The sequence below is a fragment of the Oceanidesulfovibrio marinus genome (genome assembly GCF_013085545.1).
Taxonomy (GTDB): Bacteria; Desulfobacterota; Desulfovibrionia; order Desulfovibrionales; family Desulfovibrionaceae; genus Oceanidesulfovibrio; species Oceanidesulfovibrio marinus.
In genome coordinates, this window is record NZ_CP039543.1 from 1,601,477 (window position 1) to 1,623,264 (window position 21,788).

Below are 21,788 nucleotides of genomic sequence, written 5' to 3' on the forward strand. Positions count from 1 at the left end.
GCTGCCTTTCGGCGCTACACCCGTGTGACCTGGCCGGGCTCGAAGCACTGCCGTTTCTGCGGCGCGGCGATGTCCACCTTTACGATGCCGTTCTCGATGCGCACCGGGTAGCAGTCCAGCGGTCTTGGAGCCGGCGCCGTGAGCACCTCGCCGGCGGCGTTGTAGGAGGAGCCGTGGCAGGGGCAGATGAACTTGCCCTGCTCCTCGTCCCAACGCAGCGAGCAGCCCAGGTGGGTGCACGTGCGCGAGAGGGCGAGGAAGCCGCCGTCCTCCAGACGCGCCAGGTAGAGCTGCCCCTGGGGGATGGCGGTCACGGTGGCCGGCTCGAACATATCCACAGGCCCGGCCGTGATGATGCTCTTCGCCCTGGCCGGCGTGCTGCGGTCCTTGCGGAAGTTGAGGAACGATACGCCCAGCCAGCCGAGCTCCGTCACGGCGGCCAGGCCGAAGAAGGCCCAGGCCCAGTTGAGAAACCGCCGCCGAGTGGGCGCAGACGTGGGCGTTGCCGTTTCCGTGGAGCTGTTTTCCTTCATCGCATGGCCTCGTGTTGTTGGCGCTACATCGCGCCCTGCGCCCAGGGCATGACCAGGTGCATGCCCTGACCGCGGAACCAGACCCCGACCACCGTGCACATGGACAGGACCACCACTGCGAGCAGCAGCCCGGCCATGACAGCCTCGGCGCGGGTATACCGAAGCTTCCGGACCATCAGCGCGTATAGGGCGACCGCAAGCACGATGAGCACCGCCGTGGGCGCAAGGCCGCGCGTGATCAGCGTGTTCGCGGCCACGGCGTCCGAGCTCAGGACCAAAGTATCAAGGAGAATCACGCCAAAGGTAGCGGCTATCCCGGCAACGGCTGTCCAGATGGCTGCAACACGGCCGCGTTCCGATCCGAACCAGACGCCGGACGGCAGCGAACTTCCGCGCCAGAACGGGATTGCCAGCAGGATCACCCCACCCAGCAGCGGCCAGACAAAGACCGCGTACACCGGGTGGATGTGCAGCAGCAGCTCCTGGAAGCCCTGGAAGTACCACGGCGCCTTGGTCGGGTTCGGGCTCATGCCCGGGTTGGCCTGCTCCTGCAACGGCGCGTTCCAGACCATGGCCAGAAGCAGCACCAGAGCTACCAGCGTGAGCCCCACGGCGGCTTCGCGCATGACCAGGTCGGGCACGGTGGGCGAGCGTTCCGCCCTGCCCTGCTCCGCCTGCACCAGACCGCCGGCGCGGCGCACCAGCCAGAAGTGCCAGAGCATCAGGATGAACAGGGAGCCGGGAATGAACGCCACGTGCAGCACAAAGAAGTTGGCCAGAGTGGACGGGCCTATCTCGGACCCGCCGCGGAACAGCGCCTGCAACCACTCGCCGCACAGAGGTATGTAGCCCAGCATGCTGGTGCAGATGGTCACTGCCCAGTAGGCGAGCTGGTCCCAGGGCAGCAGATAGCCTGTGAAGTTGGCGGCCAGGAGCAGCACAAGCAGGGCCAGGCCGATGATCCAGTTGAGCCGCCGTCCTGGTCCGAAGGCTCCGGTCAGAATCACCCGCAGAAGATGCAGCAAGGCGACCGCGACCAGCAGGTTGGCGCTCCAGTAGTGGATGTTGCGCACCCAGAGGCCGAAGGGGACCTCGCGCGTCAGGGTGAGCACGGAGCTGTAGGCGGAATCTGTGGAGGGCTGGTAGACCAGCAAAAGCAGGATGCCGGTGAGGAACAACAGGCCGGTCAGCGTGACCGCCATGCCCCCCAGTCCCCAGCTCAGGGTGAACCTGAGCGTGCTGAACGACACGCTGCGCGGATGCAGGTGGAGGATCAGGTCGGTGATGGATCTTCTGGAAGACCGCATTCAGTTGTCCCGCGCGCTGCAATTGGAGATGGAGGAGCGTCTTCCTGTTACCATGACGGGGAGCGAAATCGAAGCAATTTCGCTCCCCGAGGTGTACTAGTTACCGGGTTGCCCGTTTTGCATCTTCTTCTGCACCTCTTTGATCTTCGCTTTCACCTGCTCCAGGTTGAAGGATGCCGGATCCTGCTGCGGCGGGAAGTCGATAAAGGTCCTGGCGAGCTTCGCCACCTCCTTCTGCACAAAGGTGAAGCGCCAGAACTCATGCGCAAAGAAGTCCATCATGGCGCTCGGGCACTCTGCAAAGCTTTTGCACCGCTCGAAAGGATCAGTGCGAAGATTCGTCAGAATCGGCCAATTCACGGACTGCTTGGGTCCGAACCAGCCGTCGGGCTGATCCAGGAAGGTGAACTTGTAATCATCGATGCGCGCCGCGCCGATGTTCGCCTCGGCGAAGTACCAGACTTCATGACGCTTGGACTCTCCCGCGTCGGTCAACAGGTCCATCTGGTTGTAGCCGTCCAAGTGCACCTTGTACTCCGTACCGTCCAGTGTAAGGCCCTTCTGAAGCTGGTCGCCGATATCGGCCGGACCGCCAGCAGCGGCCACGAAGGTCGGGAACCAGTCGAGACCGGACACGATACCGTTGATCACGGCGCCTGGCTTGATCTTGCCAGGCCAACGCATAACCATGGGTGAGCGGAAACCACCTTCCGTAACCATGCCCTTGGTTCCGGCAAAGGGCGTAATGCCGCCGTCGGGCCAGCTGAAATACTCGGCGCCGTTGTCGGTGGTCACGGCGATGATGGTGTTGTCCGAGATGCCGAGCTCGTCCAGCTTGGCCATCACGGTACCGATCACGTCGTCGAACTGGGCCATGCCGGCTTCGGAAATTGTCCAGTTGTTCTCGGGCGTGATCTTGTTCATGTACTCCTCGGACAGGTGCGTAAAGACGTGCATCCGGGAGGGGTTGAGCCACAGAAAGAACGGCTTGCCGGCCTTGTGGCTGCGCTCGATGAAGTCGACCGACCGGCGCGCCACTTCCTCGTCGATGGTCTCCATGTTGTACTTGATGCCCTTTGTAGGATGCGGCGGCAGCGGGCCTTCGTCGGTGATCTTCTGCTTGCCGACCTTGCCCCAGCGCGGGTCTTCCGTAGGATCATCCTTGTCCGTGGCCACGCTGGACACCAGGTTGCGCGGGCCGACGCTTGCCTTCAGGTTCTCAGGATACGTCTTGTTGAACGGGTCCTGCATGGCGTCCAGGTGGTAGAGCCAGCCGAAGTACTCGTCGAAGCCGTGCATGGTGGGCAGGTACTTGTTCAGATCGCCCAGGTGGTTCTTGCCGAACTGGGCCGTGGCGTAGCCCTGCTCTTTCAGTGCGGTGGCGATGGTCGGCGACTCGCTCGGCATACCGATGTCCTGTCCGGCCTGGCCGACTGTGGTGAGCCCCGTACGGATGGGCAGCTGGCCGGTGATGAAGTTGGCCCGGCCGGCCGTGCAGCTCGCCTCGGTGTAGTAATCAGTGAAAAGCGCCCCTTCGGCGGCGAGCTTGTCGATGTTGGGCGTTTTGCTTGCCATGATGCCGCGGTGATAGACGCCGATGTTGTACCAGCCGATGTCGTCGCCCATGATGTAGACGATGTTGGGTTTGGATTGCCCAAGGGCAAGCCCCGGAGCAACCGCCACTAGGAGCGCACCCAACACAGCCGCAACAAACCATTTTCGTTCTCTCATACATCACCTCCAGAGGAACTAAGGTTACATCATGCCAACAATATTCAGCCTGCGCGGTACCCTGCCGGCGCTCACTCGATGAAAAAGCACCGGGAAAACCGGAAGGTATCGCTACAGGCTGCGTTATCTGATGCGTCCACCCCTCCTCACTGCCCATCCGGCGGGTAGACTGCGTTCCAGTCATCCTTCATGTCCACAACGGTCCAGCCATTGGCTGCCGCTTCCTTGAGAGCGTTTTCCGCGCCCTTGTCGTAGGCGAACTCCCGCTCGGCGTCTGTGTGGTGCACCAGCAGGGCGAACCGTGCGCCGGGGCCTGCCATGGTCCATTGGAGCATCTGCAGGTCGCCGTCGGAGTTGCCGAAGGCGGCGATGGGTCGCCGGCCTATATGGGAGTTGATGCCCACGGGCTTGCCGGTCTTGTCGTCGACAAAGTTCATGTCCGGCAGCCGGATGAGCACCGGGCCGTCCGGACGCATCTCGAACCTGGTCTTGATGCTGCTACCCACCACCTGCTCCGGCGGGATGCCGTAGACGTTATCGGTCCAGGGGCGCATGAACTCGATGCCGCCGCCCGAGACGATGAAGGTCTTGAAGCCGTTGTCGCGCAGGTAGTCGAGCAGTTCGAGCATGGGCTGGTAGACCATCTGCGTGTAGAGGCGGTGGGTTTCCGGATGTTTCGCCGTGGCGATCCACATGGTCACGATGTTCTCGAACTCCGCGGTGGTCATGCCCGTGTGGGTGGCCATGACTATTTCGAGAGCCGCCTTCTGCCCGCCTTCCAGGGCCTTTTTCGTATCGCCCTTGAGCAGCGAGGCGAATGGCTCCTGGGTCTGCCATTCCGGATGCTCGGGCGCGAGCGCCTTGACGCGGTCCAGCGCGAAGAAGAGCTGGAAGTACAAAGGCTTCTCCGCCCACAGCGTACCGTCGTTGTCAAAGGTGGCGATGCGCTCCTCCACAGGCACAAAGTCCGCCGTGCCGTCCGCGGTCACCTTCTCCACAAAATCAATGATCGCCGTCTTGGCCGGTCCGTCGTTCCAGGACAGCAGCGGATCGTCGGCCCGGGCCGTCTGGCAGAACACCAGGATAAAGGCCAGTACGACTGCGGCGCGAAGTACTTGTTTCATACGGTTGCACATGAGTGTTTTCTCCTTCATTGCCCGCGGCGTTGCGAATCGTCCCAGACAGCACCGGCCCCCAGGTGCGTTTACCCGAGGGCCGGTCGTCTCAAGGCTGCGGTGCAATTACGTCCACGGGGGACAGCTAGTTGCCGGAAGGCAGCGGAATGTGGATGCCTTCATTCTGGAGCCTTTCCCGAACGTATTGGAGACGCTGATATTGGGAAATGGTCACAGGACCGGTGTAGACCTCGCTCTGGAGCTTGCGCGGCGGGTCCTTCACGTAGGTCTTCATCAACTCGCTGACGGCTTGGTTGAAGGTCACCAGCGTCCAGGTCCGCTCCGTATAGTTGTTCATGAAGATGTCGTAGCGCTCCTGCGGGTCCTGCCAGAGATCGAAGATCTGCGGCGCGGTGGCCACGTACTTCTCGGGGCCCTTCCAGCCCAGGTTGCTGTCCACGGCCAGGGCGCCGGTGGCCTGTCCGTCGTCGCCGCGCAGGTTGAACACTGCCTTGTAGTTGCCGGCGCGGACGGCGCCGGGGGTCAGCTCGTTCTCGGTGAAGTAGAACCAGTTGGTGCGCTCGCACTTGCCGGTGCCGAACAGCACGGGGGACATGTCGTAGCTGTCGAAGACGATCGGCTTGTCCTCACGGTCCTTCTCCGGAAGCTTGATTCCGGCCACGGAGGCGAAGGTGGCCATCAGGTCCAGACCGCCGAGGATGTCGTTATTCCGGACGCCGGCCTTGATCTTTCCAGGCATCCAGGCAATGGCCGGAACACGGTTGCCGCCTTCGCGGACCGTGCCCTTGGTGCCGCGGAACGGCGTGTAGCCGGCGTCGGGATACACGTCCTGCCAGGCGCCGTTGTCCGTGGTCCAGAAGACCAGGGTGTTCTTGTCGAGACCGAGCTCGCGGAGCTTGTTCATGATGTTGCCGACCCTGGTGTCGAGCTCCACGATGGAGTCGGCGTACTTGGTCTTGGACAGGGACTTGTGCTCGAACTCGGGCGCCGGCAGGTTGGGCTGGTGCACCTTCATGAAGTTCGCGTTGATGAAGAACGGCTTGTCGGACTTGGCCGCTTCGTCAAGAAACTCCAGGGTGGCTTTTTCCACATACTGGTCCAGGAAAGGAACGCCGACCACGCCCTTGTCCGGGGTGTCCACATACTCGCCGTTAACCTTGAAGTCTTCTTTGGCCTGCTCGCCAGCCTTGCCGGAGAGCGAGCCCTTGGTCACCTTCTGGAACATGTCGCGCAGCTTGGGGTCCATGTCCGGGAACCACTTCGGATCGCCGTAGGTATAGGCGTTGAGGTGGTACAGGAAGGCGTACTTCATCTCGTCGTAGCCCTGGGCGTTGGGCAGGGCGTAGTCGGCCTCGCCCAGGTGCCATTTGCCGGTAAAGTAGGTCTGGTAGCCGGCCTGCTTGAGCACCGAGGCCAGGGTCCACTCGGCCGCCGGCAACCCACCGCCCTGGCCCTGGAATGCCACGGTGGTCATGCCGCTGCGGTTGGGGATGCGGCCGGTCTGCATGGCGGCGCGGCCCGGGGTGCAGCTCGGCTGGGCGTAGAACGAGAACATCGCCATGCCCTCGTCGGCTAGGCGGTCGAAGTTGGGCGTGGGCATGCCGCGGCCTTCGCCGCCGCCGTACACGCCGAGATCGCCGTAGCCGGTGTCGTCGGAAACAATCAACAGGATGTTCGGTTTATCGGCCGCTTGTGCAAACGCGGCAAGACAGAAGACACTCAAGAAAACAAAAGCAATCAGCAACGCTCTTTTTTTCATCATCGTTCTCCTATCACCGGTGATATGTTCCATATGAATGCCAAAGGGTTCGCCTGGTTTTCAGACGACATTGGCCGTCAAAGACTCCGTTCCTGCGTCAAAGCCCCCTGTGGGGGATCGGCCCGGACAACTTCCTGTAATCGCCCCTCCTTTCTGAACGCCCGGGGCGACATGCCTGTCAGGGTGCGGAAGAAATGCGTGAAACACGTAGGATCTGCGTAGCCTACGTCGTGCGCTATGTCCGCTACTGGCAAATCTGTTTCCAGAAGCAGCGTCCGGCTCACCTCGAAACGCGCCTGGTTGTAGAGGCGCTTGAAGTTCGTCTCCCTCGCGGCAAGCTTGCGTTGCAACGTCCTGACGCTCATGAAGGAGTGCTCCGCAGCCATCCCGACGGTGAAGATGTTCATCCCCACGTAGGACTTCATGAGCTGCCTTAAGGAATCGACAAACTCCCGGCTCGGGCACTCTTCCCCATTATAAATGATTTCATGCGGCTTTCCGTTGGCCGGTCGAGACCCGAGCAACGGCAACGGTACTTCAAAGCCTGTAAACTTTGCGTCATAGTAAACCTGCCCATCTTCAAAATTAACGTTGATAACGTCCTTGCCTACGTGATTTTCCTGAAGATAGACCCGTGCAGGTTTAAACGGCCAACCAAGATATTCCCGAACAGCCCCAAGAAGTATTCCCAACGTGTACAATTCCGTCTGCGGGATACGCGACTGGCTGCTGTCTGATATGACAAGAACAATATTGACCTTACCGTCAAGACTGTTCTCATATCGCATCGACACCTGGACATAGGAGCTTTCTTTTACCATGTTGCTACACAGCGAATGAAGATACTCTTTCAGTGTCGTGTAACTTCCTACTGAATTAATTTCCTTGGCGTAAAATCCATATGTACGACCATGAAGCCCAGCCTTGAGCATGCAATCATATATTCCTGTCTGGTATGTTGCGTCTTTTATAAATCGTGCAGCAGAAAATGACGTGACAAATCCTCCTTGCCTTCTCTCGCATCTTTGCGGAATGCAGTGACGGTCCATCAAAGATGTTGCAGAAAAGCCGACTTGTTGTAGATAGTCAGCAATTCTGAAGACGTGTGAAAGCCGGGCTAATGGGATGTGCTGAGTCATTGCCCCAACCTTTGGGAAAACGATTTTTCAATGTCTCATTGAAAAACAAAAGCGTGTGTAGAAGTCAACGGTTCGCGCAGCACGGACATCGTTCTCCATCCTCCATCGCTACCGCTGCCATTTTCTGCCTGGCCCCGTCGGCAATGGCTTCAGACGTCCTCACGCACCCGCCGATATCATCACTTTCCGCCCAAGCTCTCCCATTAAATGGCGCTTATTATCAGGTTTTTCGCTTCAACACGTGTCAAGTTATGCAGCAATCTACATTCTGATGCTTTTGTGGCGGCTCTCAGTCATCTATCGGGGGGAAATCCACATGCCGGCACTGCAACGCCTCAATCTGTATTGCTTTTTGCTTGCAGCTCTATGGGTCATTCTCCCAGTCGGGGCATCACCCGGCGCCATACAAGAAGCCCTGGCGTCCAGCGACCAGAAGCTTTGCTACGACCTCAAGGGCACATCGAATCAGCTAGTTTTCGGTAAACAGGCCGCAGTCAACAGCGAGGGTCTTGCGGCGGACGAGTCCCAGGGAGCCGACCTGGCCCAGGAGTCCAGCAACCCTGTCGGATCACTGACGATGTTCAACATCAAGACGAGCCTGGCCCTGGTCGACTCCAGGGAGGGCCCCTACTCCGACAGAACCGATACCTCGCTGATCATCAATGTCCAGCCGGTCATTCCCATCACCTTGTCCGAGGACTGGCGGCTGCTGATGCGGCCTGTCATTCCGCTTATCAGCCAGCCGTACCGGACCTTCGCCACTGCGGGCAGCCGCCGTCACAAGACGCTTGTGGACACGGGCACCGACTACACGTTCGGCCTTGGCGATATTGTCTTTGCCGCTATGTTTTCTCCGGTTTCCAAGGAGGCCGAGGGATTCATCGGGGGCCTCGGGCCGACATTCATGTTTCCCACGGCCACGGACAAGATCCTGGGCCGCGGCAAGTGGTCCATCGGCTCGGCCGGGTTCCTCGGATACTCGGGCAAAGGCTGGATAGCCGGCATCTTTCCGCAGCACTGGTGGTCCGTGGGCGGCGATCCCGACCGCAACGACGTCAGCCTGACCCAGGCGCAGTACTTTGCCATGCTCGGCCTGGGGAATGGTTGGCAGATAGGCATGGCCCCGACCATCACCATAGACTGGCTGCAAAAGGACCCGGACAACAGGTGGACCGTTCCCGTTGGCCTGATGCTGGCCAAGATCGTCCATGTGGGCAAAGTACCGGTGAAGATTGCCGCATCCGCCGAGTACTCGGTGTTCAGGCCGCGCACCATACCGAGCGCAGAGTGGGACTTCTGGCTGCAGCTCACCCCGATCCTGTCCTTCTGACGGGTTGGGCAGAGGCACGAGCTCACAGGGCGTACGCAAAATGCTGCGCGCGCAGGCTTTTAGGATACGATCAACAGACTCCGGCGCTTGCCATGCTCGAAGACGCCGGGAGGAAGCGCCGAAACCATGGACGCCGTGCCCCCACGGCTGGCGAGAACACCTGGACAGCGAGTGGAGGATTCCATGACACGTTTTCTGAAGGCTGCACTGATCCTCTTTGTCGTTCTCTGCCTTCCCGTTGCGGGAGTCGCGGCCGAGGAACCGCAGGACAATGCGGAGACGCGCGAGCTCAAGTACTACATCAACGCGTATGTGTGGATGCCAAGCATAACCGGCACAACCAAGGTGCTTGGTAAGACCAAAACCGTGGATGCCGGATTTTTTGACGAGGTCCTGCCGGAGCTGCGATTCGGCGCCATGCTGCACGGCGAGGTGCTGTACGGGAATCTGGTCGGGCTCTCCGCCGACATGGTCTTCGCCAGCCTCCACTCCGAGGTGGGGTCCAGCTCGGACGTCTACCTGGACATGCTCATCGTAGACCTGCTGGCCTACTACCGATTCGGCACCTACGCCTTTGGCAGCGAGGGCCAGAACACAATCTCCGTGGACCTTCTCGGTGGGCCAAGAATCTGGGGGCTGTGGCTGAACATCGACGCTGACCTGGAGCGCGGTTCAAAATCCATCAGCAGAAGCAACACCTGGGTCGATCCAGTTATCGCCGCGCGGTCGATCTTCCACTTCGGCGACAACTGGGTCTGCTCCCTGCGCGGCGGCGTAGGCGGATTCGGCTTCGGCTCCCAGTTCACCTGGGACGCCGTGGGCATGGTCGGCTACGAGGTGACGGATGTCTTCTCCATCACCGTGGGCTACAAAGCCATCGGCCTGGACTATTTTACGCAGAAGAGGCCCAAGATCCACATGGATCTCGTGCTCCACGGCCCCTTCATCGGCTTCGGATTCATGTTCTGAGCTCGGCGCAGAACAATCCGACCGGTCCGCACAAACCATCAGTCAGGAAGGTTTGCATCATGAAACAGATACTCTTGCATTCCATCACCGTACTGCTGGCGGCGTTCATCCTGGCCGTCCAACCCGCTTCGGCCGCAGAGAGCGTTACACTCAGCGACGATCAGGTCGCGGACATTGTACAGCGCTCCTATCAGTATGTCGCGATGTATAACGTCAACAACAAGTTCGCCATCACCCAGGGCGGCTGGAACACCGTCGTTGCCGATACCACGCTCAAAGACCACACCCAGACGGACATCCCCCGGCCAAACAACGACACGTTGTACATTGGCTGTTTGCTGGACCTGCGCGAAGACGCCATGATCCTGGACATCCCGACGTTCGATTCGAAATACGTCTCCCTTATGGTCACGGCCTATGACCACTACGTGGCCGTGCCCATGTCCACACGGCGGGGCGATTTTGCACAGCCCGAGCGGGTTCTGTTCTACTCTGAAAACACCAGAGGCTACGACGGCGAGCCCGTGGAGGGCGTGGACAGGACGATCAAGACCACGGGCGACTTCGTCTCCGCCGTCTTCCGGGTCATGCCCCACTTCAACGAGGCTAATCGTTCCCGAAAAATCATGGGCGCAATGCAGGAAGTAACGCTCACGTCGCTCTCGGAGTTCCAGGGAGGCGAGGCCAGACCGGCGAGCGATCCAGGTTTCCCTGCCATCGGCGCAACCGATCTGGACACGTACGAGAACAACCTGCTCGAAGTGATGCAGTTCGTCTTCAACCATGTGAAGTTCGACCCAAACAACCCTCTGGACCAGGCCGTGCTGGCGGATTACGCCCAGTTGGGTGTCGTCCCCGGCAAGGAGTACGACCCGTCCGCAGTCGCCCAAATCGATGGTGCGCGCTTTCGCAAAGCCGCCGACGGGTTCCGCCAATATGCGCTGGCCGCAATGCTTGATCCCGAAGTAACCGCGAGGATCACCCCGTTGATGTTCCAGCCCAAGGGACAAACAAGCCTGGAGGCGATCTCCATTCTTTCCGTTGTCGGCCCTCTCGGCATACCTGTTCAGGAGGCGGCCTACCCGGCGTTGAGCACGGCCGACGGCCAGACCATGAACGCGCTCAATGACTACGTCATCCGCATGAGCAAGGACGAGTTGCCTCCGGCCACAGCCTTCTGGTCCATGACCCTGTATGATACGGATAACGGGTTCTTCATTCCCAATGACCGCAAAAAATACAGCGTGGGCGAGAACGCGGGCATGGAGCTGAACAAGGACGGCGGCATCGAGGTCCACATCGCGGCCGAGAAGCCCGAGGGCGTGCCCGAAGCGAACTGGCTGCCTATCAACCGCAAGGACCAGAACCTGGACATCATCATGCGCATCTATGTGCCGGACCTGGAAAAGCTGAAGACCTGGAAGGCGCCGAAAATCGAAAAAGCGTCTTAGCAAAAGCAACAGGGCCGCTTCCGCCACGCCATGCGCCAGGGTGATCATGGGCAGGCGGTCGCGGCATTTGCCGAACCCCACGGGCCCCGTCGCGACACGGCACCAAGGCGTCTACCCTCGGGGGTCAGTTCCCCAGCTGCGCCGTCTCCAGCTGCGCCATCTGATGCAGCCGCTTGATGTCGCGCAGAGGCGGCGCGCCGAACAGCCGGCTGTACTCGCGGCTGAACTGCGACGCGCTCTCGTATCCCACCTGCAGCGCCGCGCTCGTGGCGTCCAGGTGATCCATGAGCATCAGCCGCCGCGCCTCGTGCAGCCGAATCCACTTCTGAAACTGCAAAGGGCTCATGGCCGTCAGCGCGCGGAAATGGTGGTGGAAGGACGACGTGCTCATCCCGGTGTGCGCGGCGAGATCGTCCACGCGCAGCTGTTGGGTGTAGTTCAGTTTCAGCCAGTCGATAGCCCGCGCGATCTGATGGCTGTGGCTCCCTGCCGCGGCGATCTGCCGCAGCCGTGGCCCCTGACTCCCCACCAGCAGGCGGTAGGCGATCTCCCGCTGCACCAGAGGCGCAAGTATCGGTATGTCCTGCGGCGTATCGAGCAGATCGAGCAACCGCAGGAACGCGCCGAGCAACGGCAGCGACACCTCGCTGACAGCTATGCCGCGTTGTGCCTGCTGCGCCCGGGCCACGGGCAGGTTGCTGTCCACCATCAGCTGCGCGACCATCCGTAAATCGAGCTTCAACTTCAGCCCGAGGTACGGCGTCTCCTCGGTCGCCTCGGTCACCTGGGACACCACGGGCAACCCCACGGACGTAATCAGAGAATGGTGGGCGTCGTACCTGTACTCGTCTTCGCCCAGGAGCACGCGCTTGGCTCCCTGGGCCACCAGACAGATGCTCGGCTCGTGCATGTAGCTGGCCGGCTCCGTGGGCGCTGTGCATTTGTTAAGCCACAACCCGGGAACCGGCGTTTCCAGATGGCACTCTTTCCCTGTCAGCCGGCCCAGCTTTTCGGCCAGCGCACTGCGCGCGCCATTCAGGCCGTGGCCTTCCGGATATGGTATATACGACTCGTGCATGCAAACTCTCCTTGCCCCTGTCCTTATATAAGCCTGCTCCCTTTGGGCAATACACTCACCGTGGATTTTGGGCTATCAGGCAAGAATTCGGCAGAATCAATCTATCATTTGTCGTCATGCCGGCATTAAAAAGCAACACGTACGAAAGTGCTCGGTGTTTTTCGGAATTGACTGCCCGCCCCCAGGCTGTAGGTTACGGGCTCGGCAAGAATGCGCCTTGAATCCGGCACACGATCACCACGATTACAGTCCACCATACGTAATGCGCAACGCACATGCGGACGCCGCGCTGTCCGGACCATTGGAGCAGGTGCGCCTGGCGTTGTGTTTTGTTGAGTACGAAGTCTTCAAAACGAGTATACTCTTTCGGCATGCCTCGTTTTTTTGCACACCTTGGCATACAGGCGAAGGGCGTTCGCCATGCGCCGGCAGCAAGACGTCGTGAACACGGCCCTGCCCCGCTTCGCCTTACAGGATATTGATTATGTCTGCGGAAGAAATCCAGACGTCCAACAACAGCCGTTGGAGCCTGCCGGCGCTTCTGCCGCTCATGGGTGTTGTTTTCGCCTCCTTTCTGGTCATCGGCATGGCCATACCCGTGGTCCCGCTCTATGTATCGCACGGGCTCGGCCTCGGCACGTTCATGGTCGGCCTAGCTGTCAGCTGCGAGTTCGCCACGGCGCTGTTCTCGCGGATCTGGGCCGGACACCACGCCGACACCCGGGGGGCCAAGCGTACGGTGATCATAGGCTTGATAATGGGCGCCATCGCCGGCCTTCTCTACGTCGCCTCCTTGTCGCTGCTGTCCATGCAAGGCCTTTCGATCCTGGTCCTGCTCCTGGGCAGGGGGCTGCTCGGCGCAGCGGAAAGCTTCGTCATCACCGGCGCACTGAGTTGGGGCCTGGCAACCGCAGGCGTACAGAACGCCGGCAAGGTCATTGCCTGGCTCGGGACGGCTCTGTGGGCCGGCTTTGCGGCGGGCGCTCCGGCAGGCACAGCCCTTTACGACGACTATGGGTTCATTTCCATCGCCCTGGGCACGATCATCCTGCCGCTGCTGACCCTGCTCTTTGTCGTGCCGCTCACCGCAAAACAGGCCACGAATCGATCATCCAGCGCCCTGAAGGCGATGACCCAGGTCCTTGGCGTTGTCTGGCTTCCGGGCATCGGGTTGGCCCTGACTGCGGTGGGGTTCGGCGCCATCACCACGTTCGGCGCCCTGCTCTTTGCACATCGGGACTGGAGCTCAGCCTGGCTCGTTTTCACGTCGCTCAGCGTGGCCTTCATTCTTGGACGGATCCTGTTCGGCCATCTGCCGGACAAGCTCGGCGGCGCCCGCGTGGCTCTGGTCAGCGTTTTGGTCGAGGCCTTCGGCGTACTGCTGATCTGGCTTGCGCCGTCACCAACGCTGGTGTTCATCGGAGCAGCCTTCACTGGCCTGGGCTACTCCCTGGTCTACCCCGGCTTCGGCCTCGTGGCGGTTCATCTTGCATCGCCGGAAAACTACGGGTTGGCCATGGGAACCTACACGGCGTTTCTCGATCTGTCCCTGGGGCTTGCGGGTCCGTCGCTTGGGCTCGTCGCGGCCCACACCGGACTGGGCTCGGTGTTCCTTGTCAGCGCAGTGGTCGTACTCTGCGCAACCCCCATCGCACTATATCTTCTGAAAACCAGGGCCGCAGTGCGTGCAACCAGCCAGGAAGAACGCCTTGACAATGCCTGACACTCAATAAAAAACGCCTGAAGCGGCCGCGCCGAGCAGGAGAGGCTTCTTGAAAACCCGGCCATGGCCCTCCCAGACGTTCTGAAACAACGCGTCCCACATATCGCGAGACTCTGGAGGACAACCGACATGGAAGTTATAAAGAACGGCTCGCAGGCCTCGATCGAGGGGCCGTCCGAATGGTTCACCGGCACGGTGCGCATCGACCCGCTGTTCATGAAGGCGGATGAGCCCTCGCGCGTGACCGGCGCCGCCGTCACCTTCGAGCCCGGCGCGCGCACGGCCTGGCACACCCATCCCCTGGGCCAGACTCTGATCGTCACGGCCGGAGCAGGGCTGGTGCAGCTTGACGGCGGCCCTATCGAGAACATCCGCCCTGGCGACGTGGTCCGCATCGCCCCGCATGAAAAGCACTGGCACGGCGCCGCCCCGGCCACGGCCATGACGCACATCGCCATCCAGGAGGAGCTCAACGGCTCCACCGGCGAGTGGCTGGAGAAGGTGAGCGACGAGCAGTACCCGTCCGCTCTTGACCTCAGATAGGCTGCGGCCGAGCAAGTCGCGCACAGGCCGTCGGTATAACCGTGCCGACGGTGTCGATTACGCCGCATCCGACATTTTTCTGTGACGTTGTGGAGAATCGGGCAAAAATCAAGCAGGAATATGCGTTCCCTGCTCCTGTCGCTTCGAGTATCAATCAAGGCTGCTGTGATGGACCAGCCGCCTGACGTATCAAGCCCTCTGCACAACGAAGGAGAAGTACAATGCTTTACAGAACCATGCCCAAAAACGGAGACCAGCTCTCTATTCTCGGATTCGGATGCATGCGCCTGCCCGTGGCGGATGGCGCCATCGATGAACCGCGGGCCATCGCCCAGATCCGCAGCGCCATAGACAGCGGCGTCAACTATCTGGACACGGCCTGGCCCTACCACGACGGCGAAAGCGAGCCCCTGCTCGGCAAGGCGCTGAAAGACGGCTATCGCGAGAAGGTCAAGATCGCCACGAAGCTGCCAACGTGGCTGGTCAAGACCCGCGACGATATGGATAAGCTCCTGAACGCCCAGCTGAAAAAACTGGGAGTCGACCAGATCGACTACTACCTGATCCACGCCTTGCACGGCGCCTCGTGGGACTCCATGAATGCGCTCGGCGTCCGCGACTTCCTGGACAAGGCCCAACAAGACGGCCGCATCGTCAACGCCGGCTTCTCCTTCCATGGATTGGCCGAGGACTTTGTGCGCATCATCGACGCCTACGACTGGACATTCTGCCAGATCCAGTACAACTACCTGGACGAGGAGTTCCAGGCAGGCACCAAAGGGCTGCAGTATGCCGCATCCAAGGGTATAGGCGTGATCATCATGGAACCTCTGCGCGGCGGCAACCTGGGTCTTCCCACACCGCCCCCGGCTGTTGCTGAGATCTGGGACGAGGCCGCAACAAAACGTACACCTGTGGAGTGGGCCCTTCGCTGGGTCTGGAACCACCCGGAAGTCACGGTGGTGCTCTCGGGCATGAACGAGGAAGCACACATCGAGCAGAACCTGGCTATTGCCGACAAGGCTGAAGCGAACTCCCTCACCCGGGAGGAGCTGAACCTAGTGGACCGCGCCAGGAAAAAGTACCAGGAGCTGATGCAGGTTGGCTGCACCGGCTGCGCCTACTGTCTGCCCTGCCCTATGGGCGTCCAGATTCCCAAGTGCTTCGACTTCTACAACCGGATGCACATGTTTGGGGACGAGAACCGGGCGAAGTACATGTACGTCGCCTTTGTAAGCGGCCTGACCAGCAACGAGGACCCCGGTTTTGCCTCCCAGTGCGTTGCCTGCGGCGAGTGCCTGGAGAAGTGTCCGCAGGGAATTCAAGTTCCAGATATGCTTGAAAAAGTTGCCGCGGAAATGGAAGGACCGGACATCCAGGAGCGCCTCGCCATGGTTGAAGCGCATTTGAGAGCCAACCCCTAGCCGCTGTTTTGGATTAGACGACGCGTATACGGGCGCGTCGTCTAATCCTGACGATTCCAAGCCCGAGCTTTTTTCCGTGATATGGCCCCACTCCCAAAAAACCAACCGCACCCCATTTCTTCCATGAAAATACTGTACTACGACTGCTTCGCCGGCATCAGCGGCGACATGAATCTGGCTGCGATGATCGACCTGGGCGTGGAGCCCGAGTATCTGCGGTCCGCGCTCTCCAAGCTCGGGCTGGACCACGAGTTCGAGCTCAAGGTATCCGCCGACTCCCGCCACGGCATCTGTGGCACGCGCGTGGACGTGGAGCTGAAAAACCAGGACAGCGCACATGATCACAATCATCATGGGCACGAGCACGGCCACGGGGATGCGCATGAGCACGGGCATCATGACCACGATCACAACCACGGTCATGAGTACGGTCACGAACATCACGGCCACTCCCATGGACATGGCCACGAGCACGCGGCGCATGCGCCGGACCATCCGCACAGCCATGCAGATCATGACCATGTCCAACATTCTGGACACGAGCACGGACATGACCATGTCCATGATTCTGGACACACGCACGGCCATGCGCATTGTCATCATGGGCATGCGGCCCATCGCAACCTCGCGGATATCGAGGCGATCATCATGGCCAGCACACTCGCCGATGCGATCAAGGAGACCAGCCTGGCCATCTTCCGCAAGGTAGCGCAGGCCGAGTCGAAGGTGCACGGCAAGCCCATCGACGAGGTTCATTTTCACGAGGTCGGCGCCACGGACTCCATCGTGGACATCGTGGGCGCGGCCATCTGCCTGCACCGGCTGGGCGTGGACGCGGTGTGGGCCTCCCCGGTGGAGCTGGGCGGCGGTTTTGTCCGCTGCGCGCACGGGCTGATCCCGGTGCCTGCGCCGGCAACCATTGAGATCCTTCATGGAGTTCCGACCACCCGCGGCAAGGTGCAACAGGAAACCACCACGCCCACGGGCGCGGCCATCCTCGCCGCTCTGGTGGAGAAGTTCATTGATTCTCCTGAAATGATTACGGAAAAAACAGCCTATGGCATCGGCCACCGGGAATCCGAGATTCCCAACGCCCTGCGCGTCCACCTGGCCGAGGCTGCTCTCCCCGAAACTTCCGAATCCGGGGCCAACGCGCGTCTTCTGCAGTGCAATATCGACGACATGACGGCCGAGATGCTGGGCGCGGCCATGGACTTGCTGATGGAGAAAGGCGCCAGGGACGTACACTTCACGGCCATCCAGATGAAGAAGAACCGGCCGGGCACCTGCCTCTCGCTGCTCTGCGATGAGGCGGACGAGGCGCGCTTCAAGGAGCTGCTCTTCCGCCACACGACCACCCTGGGAATCAAGAGCATCCGTCTGCACAAGACCGCGCTGGATATCTCCTTCGAGCAGCTGGACACGCCGCTGGGCAGCGTGACCATGAAGAACGCCATCCTGGACGGGCGGATCATCCGATCCAAACCGGAGCTGGAGGAGTGCCGGGATATCGCCCGGCGCAACGACATGCCCCTGTCCGAGGTCTACGCCGTCATCGAGAAGTCCAGGAAGTAGCCGCTATTATGTCGCAATCCGATCACAATCCGGACGCCAGGTACAAGAGCCTGCTCCAATCATTGCGCGAGATGGACGCCGCCGTGGTCGCCTTCTCGGGCGGGCTGGACAGCACGTTCCTGCTCCACGCCGCGCGCCAGGCCCTGCAGGACAATGTCCTGGCCGTGACGCTCGCCACACCGTACATGTCAAAAGCCGAGATCGAAGAAGCAAAGTGCGCGGCCCGTGCGATGGGCGCGCGCCACGAGATAATCGAGCTGCCCTTCCCGGAGTCCATCCGCACCAACCCGGCGGACCGCTGCTACCTCTGCAAGCACAGCCTGTTCTCGCATCTCATGGAAATGGCACGCAAAAAAGGCATCGGACACGTGCTGGACGGCACCAACCTCGATGACCTGGGCGACTACCGGCCCGGCCTCAAGGCATTGCGCGAGCTCGGCGTGGAAAGCCCGCTCCTCGCCGCCGGGCTGAGCAAGCAGGACCTGCGGACTCTGGCCCGGGCCCATGGCCTGGACGTCTGGGACAAGCCGGCTGCAGCGTGCCTGCTCACGCGCATCCCGCACGACACGCGCGTGGACGAGGACGAGCTCAGACGCATCGAGCAGGCCGAGCTCTTCCTCAAGGATATCGGCTTTTCAGCAGTGCGGCTGCGCAGCCACGATGATATCGCGCGCATCGAGGTGCCGCCCGAACAGGTGGCCGAGGTGGTACGGGCCAACGCGGAGCACGGCATTGACAAACGGCTCAAGGAGCTGGGCTATCGCCACGTCACCGTGGACCTGGCCGGCTACCGCATGGGCAGCCTGAACAAAAACGGGACGTAACCTTTCTATGTTTTTCCATTTATCCGCATCGTTTGTCGCTCCCCGCATCTGTCCCAGGCCTTTTCGATTCCGCGCTCATAAGCCCGTTAAAAAGTTCTGGAAGGGGGAGCGCGAGGGGGAAAGCTTCTTTCAAGAAGTTTCCCCCTCGCATACCTTTTTCAACCTCAAGTAAAACAAGCTGTTTAAACAATGGACGCACACGATACTTTGCGGCGGCTGCTGACGGAAATCCGCGACGGCAACCTGGACGTGGACAAGGGAATGGAGCAGCTGCGCGACTTCCCGGTGATGGACATCGGTCACACTAAGATCGATCTGCACCGGGCCTTGCGCAACGGCTTTCCCGAGGTGATTTACGGTGAAGGCAAGACGCCCGAGCAGATCGGCGAGATTTTCGAGCGCATGGGCGAGCACGCCAACGTCCTGGGCACGCGCGTTTCGCCCGAGGCCGCGGCGCATGTGCAGTCCATCTGCCCGGATGTTCTGTACAACGCCCTGGCGCGGACCCTGACCTGTGCGCGGCATGAGATCGACTACCGCGAGGGCGAGGTCGTCATCGTCACGGCCGGGACCTCGGACCTGCCTGTGGCCGAGGAGGCGCGCGTTACCTGCGAGATGCTCGGCAGCCATGCGCGGGTGATTTCCGACGTGGGCGTGGCTGGCATCCACCGGCTCCTGGACCGGCTGGACGACATCCGCCCTGCGCAGGTAATCATCGTGGTGGCGGGCATGGAAGGCGCGCTGGCCAGCGTCATCGGCGGGCTCGTCTCCCAACCCATCGTGGCCGTGCCCACCTCGGTCGGCTACGGCGCCTCGCTCTCCGGCTTCACCGCGCTCATGGGCATGCTCACCTCCTGCGCCAGCGGCGTCACCGTGGTGAACATCGACAACGGCTTCGGCGCGGCCTGCGCGGCCTGCAAGATCACCAAGCTCGTTGCCTCCCTGTCTGACGGCAAGAGCCAGGCATAAAAAATGGGACGGTGGCCGCTTCCATGCTGCTTGGACAGGATGGAGAAGCGGCGGCCGTCCCGTTATCCGCCGTGTCGGGGCTTTGTTACCGGAGAACGGTAAATATCGAGGCTGCGACCACGTTGACCATGCCCACCAAGATCATGAGCAGCCCGGCTATAGTGCCTTCTTCCGCGCCCACCTCGTGCGCCTTGGCTGTTCCGGCGGCGTGCGCGGCAACCCCCATCATGGCGCCGCGCGCAAGGGCCGACCGCAGAGGCAGCCGGCGCATCATGAACTCGCCGAGGAGCGAGCCGAGTAGTCCCGTGATGATCACGAAGATGGCCGTCAGGTCCGATATCCCACCGATATCCTTGGACACGTTCATGGCAAAGGGCGTGCTCATGGAGCGCGGCAGCAGGCTCAGGCGCAGGGAGCCGTCAATGCCGAGAAGCGTGGAGAACGCCCAGCCCGTAAGCACTGCCGTGGCGCTGCCGGCGACCATGCCTATGATAAGGAGCGGCCAGAAGCGGCGGATGAGGGCGCGGTGCTCGTAGATGGGCACGGCAAAGGCCACGGTTGCCGGACCGAGCAGAGCCACGAGCCAGCTCGTGGCCTGGTAGTAATCCCGGTAGGATACCTGGAAGTAAAGCACCACGGCGATGAGCAGCGCCGGCGCCATGGCCAGCGGCATCTGCCACCATTGATGCCAGCGGCGGTAGATGCGTTTGGCGGCCAGGTAGAGCCCGATTGTCAGCACGGACCAGCAGCACGCCTGGACCAGCGGGTCATTCCAATGAATCGGCAACGTCATGTCCGCATCCTCCAGCGATAGAAGATATCCACGGTCAGGGCCGTGACGCTCATCACCGCCACGGTGCCGGCGAAGATGACTGCCAAGATCTTCAGTCCGATAAGACCGAACAGCTCCCGGTGCTCGGTAATGGCCGGTACGGCCGGAATGAAGAAGAGCAGCATCTCCCCGATGTACCATTCGGCGCCGCGGCGCAGGCTCGAAATGCTAAGCCGGCGGCACATCAGCATGCTATAAGTGGCAATCATGCCGATGATGCCGCCGGGTATGGGAAAGCCCAGCAAACGGACGGCGGCTTCGCCCGCCCACCAGACCATAAATAGAAGACCGATCTGCGCCAGACGGCTGCGGTGGAACCTGCGGCGCAATGGGATCGTTATTCTTCGCGTACTCATGTCCATCTCCTGGAGAGGACAGTAAGACCGGCCGGACGATGATTCAAATGACTTGTATTTCTTGACTCCATTCCGTATTGGAATAGTCATGGAATTTCGCAAGATTCAGATGTTCATCGAGGTTGTGCGGCAGCAGGGTTTTTCCCGCGCCGCCGAGGTCGTGTTCAGCACGCAGTCCAATGTGAGCAAGGCGGTACGGCAGTTGGAGAACGAGCTGGGCGTGCAGCTTCTCGACCGCGGCGTCCGCGGGATTGCGCCCACGGCGGCCGGCGAGGTGGTCTTTCGCCGGGGGCTGAGGCTGTTGGCCGAGCGCGACGACATGATGGAAGAGATCGCCGCGATTCAGGGGCTGCAGAAAGGGACACTGCTGCTGGGATTGCCGCAGATCGGCGCGAGCGCTTTGTTCGCTCCGGTCTTCACCCTCTATCACCAGCGCTACCCGGGCATCGACATCCAGCTCGTGGAGCACGGCAGCGACCAGCTCGAAGAGATTCTGCGCGCCGGCGAAGTGGAGCTCGCCGCCTCGTTGCTACCGGTACCCAACGATTTTGAATGGCAGGAGATCCGCCGGGAGCCGCTGGCGGCGCTTATCTCGCCCGTGTACGATCACGTAATCGAACACGATGCTGGCCGCGCGACCACACTCGCCGACCTCAAGGACGTGCCCTTCATCCTGTTCGAGGACGGTTTCGCCCTGAACCGGATCATCCTGGCCGCGTGCAGGCGGCACGGGTTCGAGCCCAACATCATTGCGAAAAGCAGCCAGATCAGCTTTATCTGCGAGCTTGCCTCGGCCGCGCTGGGCGTGGCTTTTCTGCCCCGGTTGATCGCCGAGATGCGGCGTGGGCCGGGGGTGCGCGTCGTCGCGCTCGACGAGCCCGAAACCGACTGGCACATGGCAGCTATCTGGCGGCGCGGCGGCTACCTGTCCCACGCGGCGCGCGTGTGGCTCGACATTCTGCACGACCTCTACCCCGGCGAGCGCAGCACGGACTTGGAATCGGAACACAAGGCGTAGCGTCCCTGACGGGCTGGCCTGGCTTATGGGCAGAGTAGAGCCGTCACGTATTTCATTCCCCGGAGGACCTAGCTGGACCGGCGCGTGTAAT

19 protein-coding genes are annotated in these 21,788 nt (G+C 61.2%); 10 read left to right on the forward strand and 9 right to left on the reverse strand.

Annotated elements, in window-relative coordinates:
* Positions 1 to 14: 14 nt before the first annotated feature.
* The 6 genes from E8L03_RS07220 to E8L03_RS07245 form a co-directional block, all read right to left on the reverse strand.
* The gene (locus E8L03_RS07220; RefSeq protein WP_171266956.1) at positions 15 to 533 is read right to left on the reverse strand and encodes a QcrA and Rieske domain-containing protein; all 519 of its coding nucleotides are present in this window, start codon (positions 531 to 533) and stop codon (positions 15 to 17) included.
* 23 nt (positions 534 to 556) lie between these two features.
* The gene (locus tag E8L03_RS07225; RefSeq protein ID WP_171266957.1) at positions 557 to 1,840 is read right to left on the reverse strand and encodes a cytochrome b N-terminal domain-containing protein; all 1,284 of its coding nucleotides are present in this window, start codon (positions 1,838 to 1,840) and stop codon (positions 557 to 559) included.
* Positions 1,841 to 1,936: 96 nt separating this feature from the next.
* Positions 1,937 to 3,571 carry an arylsulfatase gene (locus tag E8L03_RS07230; RefSeq protein ID WP_171266958.1) on the reverse strand — a complete coding sequence of 545 codons (1,635 nt, stop codon included), beginning with the start codon at positions 3,569 to 3,571 and terminating at the stop codon, positions 1,937 to 1,939.
* A 146-nt stretch (positions 3,572 to 3,717) separates the two neighbouring features.
* Positions 3,718 to 4,695, reverse strand: coding sequence for an HAD family hydrolase (locus tag E8L03_RS07235; protein ID WP_171266959.1), 978 nt, complete (start codon positions 4,693 to 4,695; stop codon positions 3,718 to 3,720).
* 136 nt (positions 4,696 to 4,831) lie between these two features.
* A complete protein-coding gene (locus tag E8L03_RS07240) occupies positions 4,832 to 6,469 on the reverse strand; it encodes an arylsulfatase (protein WP_216367952.1) in 1,638 nt (545 codons plus the stop codon).
* 74 nt (positions 6,470 to 6,543) lie between these two features.
* On the reverse strand, positions 6,544 to 7,605 hold the full coding sequence (locus tag E8L03_RS07245; protein WP_171266960.1) for a helix-turn-helix transcriptional regulator: 1,062 nt from the start codon (positions 7,603 to 7,605) through the stop codon (positions 6,544 to 6,546).
* Between the two features lie 316 nt (positions 7,606 to 7,921).
* Between E8L03_RS07245 and E8L03_RS07250 the strand changes: the two genes are divergently transcribed.
* The 3 genes from E8L03_RS07250 (at position 7,922) to E8L03_RS07260 (ending at position 11,355) form a co-directional block, all read left to right on the forward strand.
* A complete protein-coding gene (locus E8L03_RS07250; RefSeq protein WP_171266961.1) occupies positions 7,922 to 8,935 on the forward strand; it encodes a hypothetical protein in 1,014 nt (337 codons plus the stop codon).
* A 183-nt stretch (positions 8,936 to 9,118) separates the two neighbouring features.
* Complete coding sequence (locus tag E8L03_RS07255; protein ID WP_144233896.1) at positions 9,119 to 9,904, forward strand: hypothetical protein; 786 nt, start codon at positions 9,119 to 9,121, stop codon at positions 9,902 to 9,904.
* Between the two features lie 59 nt (positions 9,905 to 9,963).
* Positions 9,964 to 11,355 (forward strand): DUF1214 domain-containing protein, encoded by a 1,392-nt coding sequence (locus tag E8L03_RS07260; RefSeq protein ID WP_216367953.1) that lies wholly within the window; start codon positions 9,964 to 9,966, stop codon positions 11,353 to 11,355.
* 124 nt (positions 11,356 to 11,479) lie between these two features.
* On the opposite strand, the gene E8L03_RS07265 is transcribed toward E8L03_RS07260, so the two are convergent.
* Positions 11,480 to 12,433 carry an AraC family transcriptional regulator gene (locus E8L03_RS07265; protein ID WP_144233895.1) on the reverse strand — a complete coding sequence of 318 codons (954 nt, stop codon included), beginning with the start codon at positions 12,431 to 12,433 and terminating at the stop codon, positions 11,480 to 11,482.
* Positions 12,434 to 12,917: 484 nt separating this feature from the next.
* Here E8L03_RS07265 and E8L03_RS07270 point away from each other — a divergent pair, with 484 nt between their 5' ends.
* From E8L03_RS07270 to larB, 6 genes are all read left to right on the forward strand, one after another.
* Positions 12,918 to 14,156: an arabinose transporter gene (locus E8L03_RS07270; RefSeq protein ID WP_144233894.1), complete on the forward strand. Its 1,239-nt coding sequence runs from the start codon at positions 12,918 to 12,920 to the stop codon at positions 14,154 to 14,156.
* A 129-nt stretch (positions 14,157 to 14,285) separates the two neighbouring features.
* Positions 14,286 to 14,699, forward strand: a complete 414-nt coding sequence (locus tag E8L03_RS07275; protein ID WP_171266962.1) for a (R)-mandelonitrile lyase — start codon at positions 14,286 to 14,288, stop codon at positions 14,697 to 14,699.
* Positions 14,700 to 14,920: 221 nt separating this feature from the next.
* On the forward strand, positions 14,921 to 16,123 hold the full coding sequence (locus E8L03_RS07280; RefSeq protein WP_171266963.1) for an aldo/keto reductase: 1,203 nt from the start codon (positions 14,921 to 14,923) through the stop codon (positions 16,121 to 16,123).
* A gap of 123 nt (positions 16,124 to 16,246) precedes the next feature.
* Positions 16,247 to 17,698 (forward strand): nickel pincer cofactor biosynthesis protein LarC, encoded by a 1,452-nt coding sequence (gene larC, locus E8L03_RS07285; protein ID WP_171266964.1) that lies wholly within the window; start codon positions 16,247 to 16,249, stop codon positions 17,696 to 17,698.
* A gap of 8 nt (positions 17,699 to 17,706) precedes the next feature.
* The gene (larE, locus tag E8L03_RS07290; RefSeq protein ID WP_171266965.1) at positions 17,707 to 18,522 is read left to right on the forward strand and encodes an ATP-dependent sacrificial sulfur transferase LarE; all 816 of its coding nucleotides are present in this window, start codon (positions 17,707 to 17,709) and stop codon (positions 18,520 to 18,522) included.
* 189 nt (positions 18,523 to 18,711) lie between these two features.
* Positions 18,712 to 19,491, forward strand: a complete 780-nt coding sequence (gene larB, locus E8L03_RS07295; protein ID WP_144233889.1) for a nickel pincer cofactor biosynthesis protein LarB — start codon at positions 18,712 to 18,714, stop codon at positions 19,489 to 19,491.
* 85 nt (positions 19,492 to 19,576) lie between these two features.
* Here the strand turns inward: larB and E8L03_RS07300 are convergent, their stop codons facing one another.
* Complete coding sequence (locus E8L03_RS07300; protein ID WP_171266966.1) at positions 19,577 to 20,284, reverse strand: LrgB family protein; 708 nt, start codon at positions 20,282 to 20,284, stop codon at positions 19,577 to 19,579.
* Positions 20,281 to 20,679, reverse strand: a complete 399-nt coding sequence (locus E8L03_RS07305; protein ID WP_171266967.1) for a CidA/LrgA family protein — start codon at positions 20,677 to 20,679, stop codon at positions 20,281 to 20,283. The genes E8L03_RS07300 and E8L03_RS07305 overlap by 4 nt, the downstream gene beginning before the upstream one ends.
* Before the next feature lie 88 nt (positions 20,680 to 20,767).
* On the opposite strand from E8L03_RS07305, the gene E8L03_RS07310 reads away from it, so the two are divergent.
* On the forward strand, positions 20,768 to 21,697 hold the full coding sequence (locus E8L03_RS07310) for a LysR family transcriptional regulator (protein ID WP_171266968.1): 930 nt from the start codon (positions 20,768 to 20,770) through the stop codon (positions 21,695 to 21,697).
* Positions 21,698 to 21,788: the final 91 nt, after the last annotated feature.

Excerpts from the sequence above, each read along its gene's own strand:
- E8L03_RS07220 (WP_171266956.1), bottom strand. The coding sequence starts at position 533 with ATGAAGGAAAACAGCTCCACGGAAACGGCAACGCCCACGTCTGCGCCC.
- E8L03_RS07225 (WP_171266957.1), bottom strand. The coding sequence starts at position 1,840 with ATGCGGTCTTCCAGAAGATCCATCACCGACCTGATCCTCCACCTGCAT.
- E8L03_RS07230 (WP_171266958.1), bottom strand. The coding sequence starts at position 3,571 with ATGAGAGAACGAAAATGGTTTGTTGCGGCTGTGTTGGGTGCGCTCCTA.
- E8L03_RS07235 (WP_171266959.1), bottom strand. The coding sequence starts at position 4,695 with ATGAAACAAGTACTTCGCGCCGCAGTCGTACTGGCCTTTATCCTGGTG.
- E8L03_RS07240 (WP_216367952.1), bottom strand. The coding sequence starts at position 6,469 with ATGATGAAAAAAAGAGCGTTGCTGATTGCTTTTGTTTTCTTGAGTGTC.
- E8L03_RS07245 (WP_171266960.1), bottom strand. The coding sequence starts at position 7,605 with ATGACTCAGCACATCCCATTAGCCCGGCTTTCACACGTCTTCAGAATT.
- E8L03_RS07250 (WP_171266961.1), top strand. The coding sequence starts at position 7,922 with ATGCCGGCACTGCAACGCCTCAATCTGTATTGCTTTTTGCTTGCAGCT.
- E8L03_RS07255 (WP_144233896.1), top strand. The coding sequence starts at position 9,119 with ATGACACGTTTTCTGAAGGCTGCACTGATCCTCTTTGTCGTTCTCTGC.
- E8L03_RS07260 (WP_216367953.1), top strand. The coding sequence starts at position 9,964 with ATGAAACAGATACTCTTGCATTCCATCACCGTACTGCTGGCGGCGTTC.
- E8L03_RS07265 (WP_144233895.1), bottom strand. The coding sequence starts at position 12,433 with ATGCACGAGTCGTATATACCATATCCGGAAGGCCACGGCCTGAATGGC.
- E8L03_RS07270 (WP_144233894.1), top strand. The coding sequence starts at position 12,918 with ATGTCTGCGGAAGAAATCCAGACGTCCAACAACAGCCGTTGGAGCCTG.
- E8L03_RS07275 (WP_171266962.1), top strand. The coding sequence starts at position 14,286 with ATGGAAGTTATAAAGAACGGCTCGCAGGCCTCGATCGAGGGGCCGTCC.
- E8L03_RS07280 (WP_171266963.1), top strand. The coding sequence starts at position 14,921 with ATGCTTTACAGAACCATGCCCAAAAACGGAGACCAGCTCTCTATTCTC.
- larC (WP_171266964.1), top strand. The coding sequence starts at position 16,247 with ATGAAAATACTGTACTACGACTGCTTCGCCGGCATCAGCGGCGACATG.
- larE (WP_171266965.1), top strand. The coding sequence starts at position 17,707 with ATGTCGCAATCCGATCACAATCCGGACGCCAGGTACAAGAGCCTGCTC.
- larB (WP_144233889.1), top strand. The coding sequence starts at position 18,712 with ATGGACGCACACGATACTTTGCGGCGGCTGCTGACGGAAATCCGCGAC.
- E8L03_RS07300 (WP_171266966.1), bottom strand. The coding sequence starts at position 20,284 with ATGACGTTGCCGATTCATTGGAATGACCCGCTGGTCCAGGCGTGCTGC.
- E8L03_RS07305 (WP_171266967.1), bottom strand. The coding sequence starts at position 20,679 with ATGAGTACGCGAAGAATAACGATCCCATTGCGCCGCAGGTTCCACCGC.
- E8L03_RS07310 (WP_171266968.1), top strand. The coding sequence starts at position 20,768 with ATGGAATTTCGCAAGATTCAGATGTTCATCGAGGTTGTGCGGCAGCAG.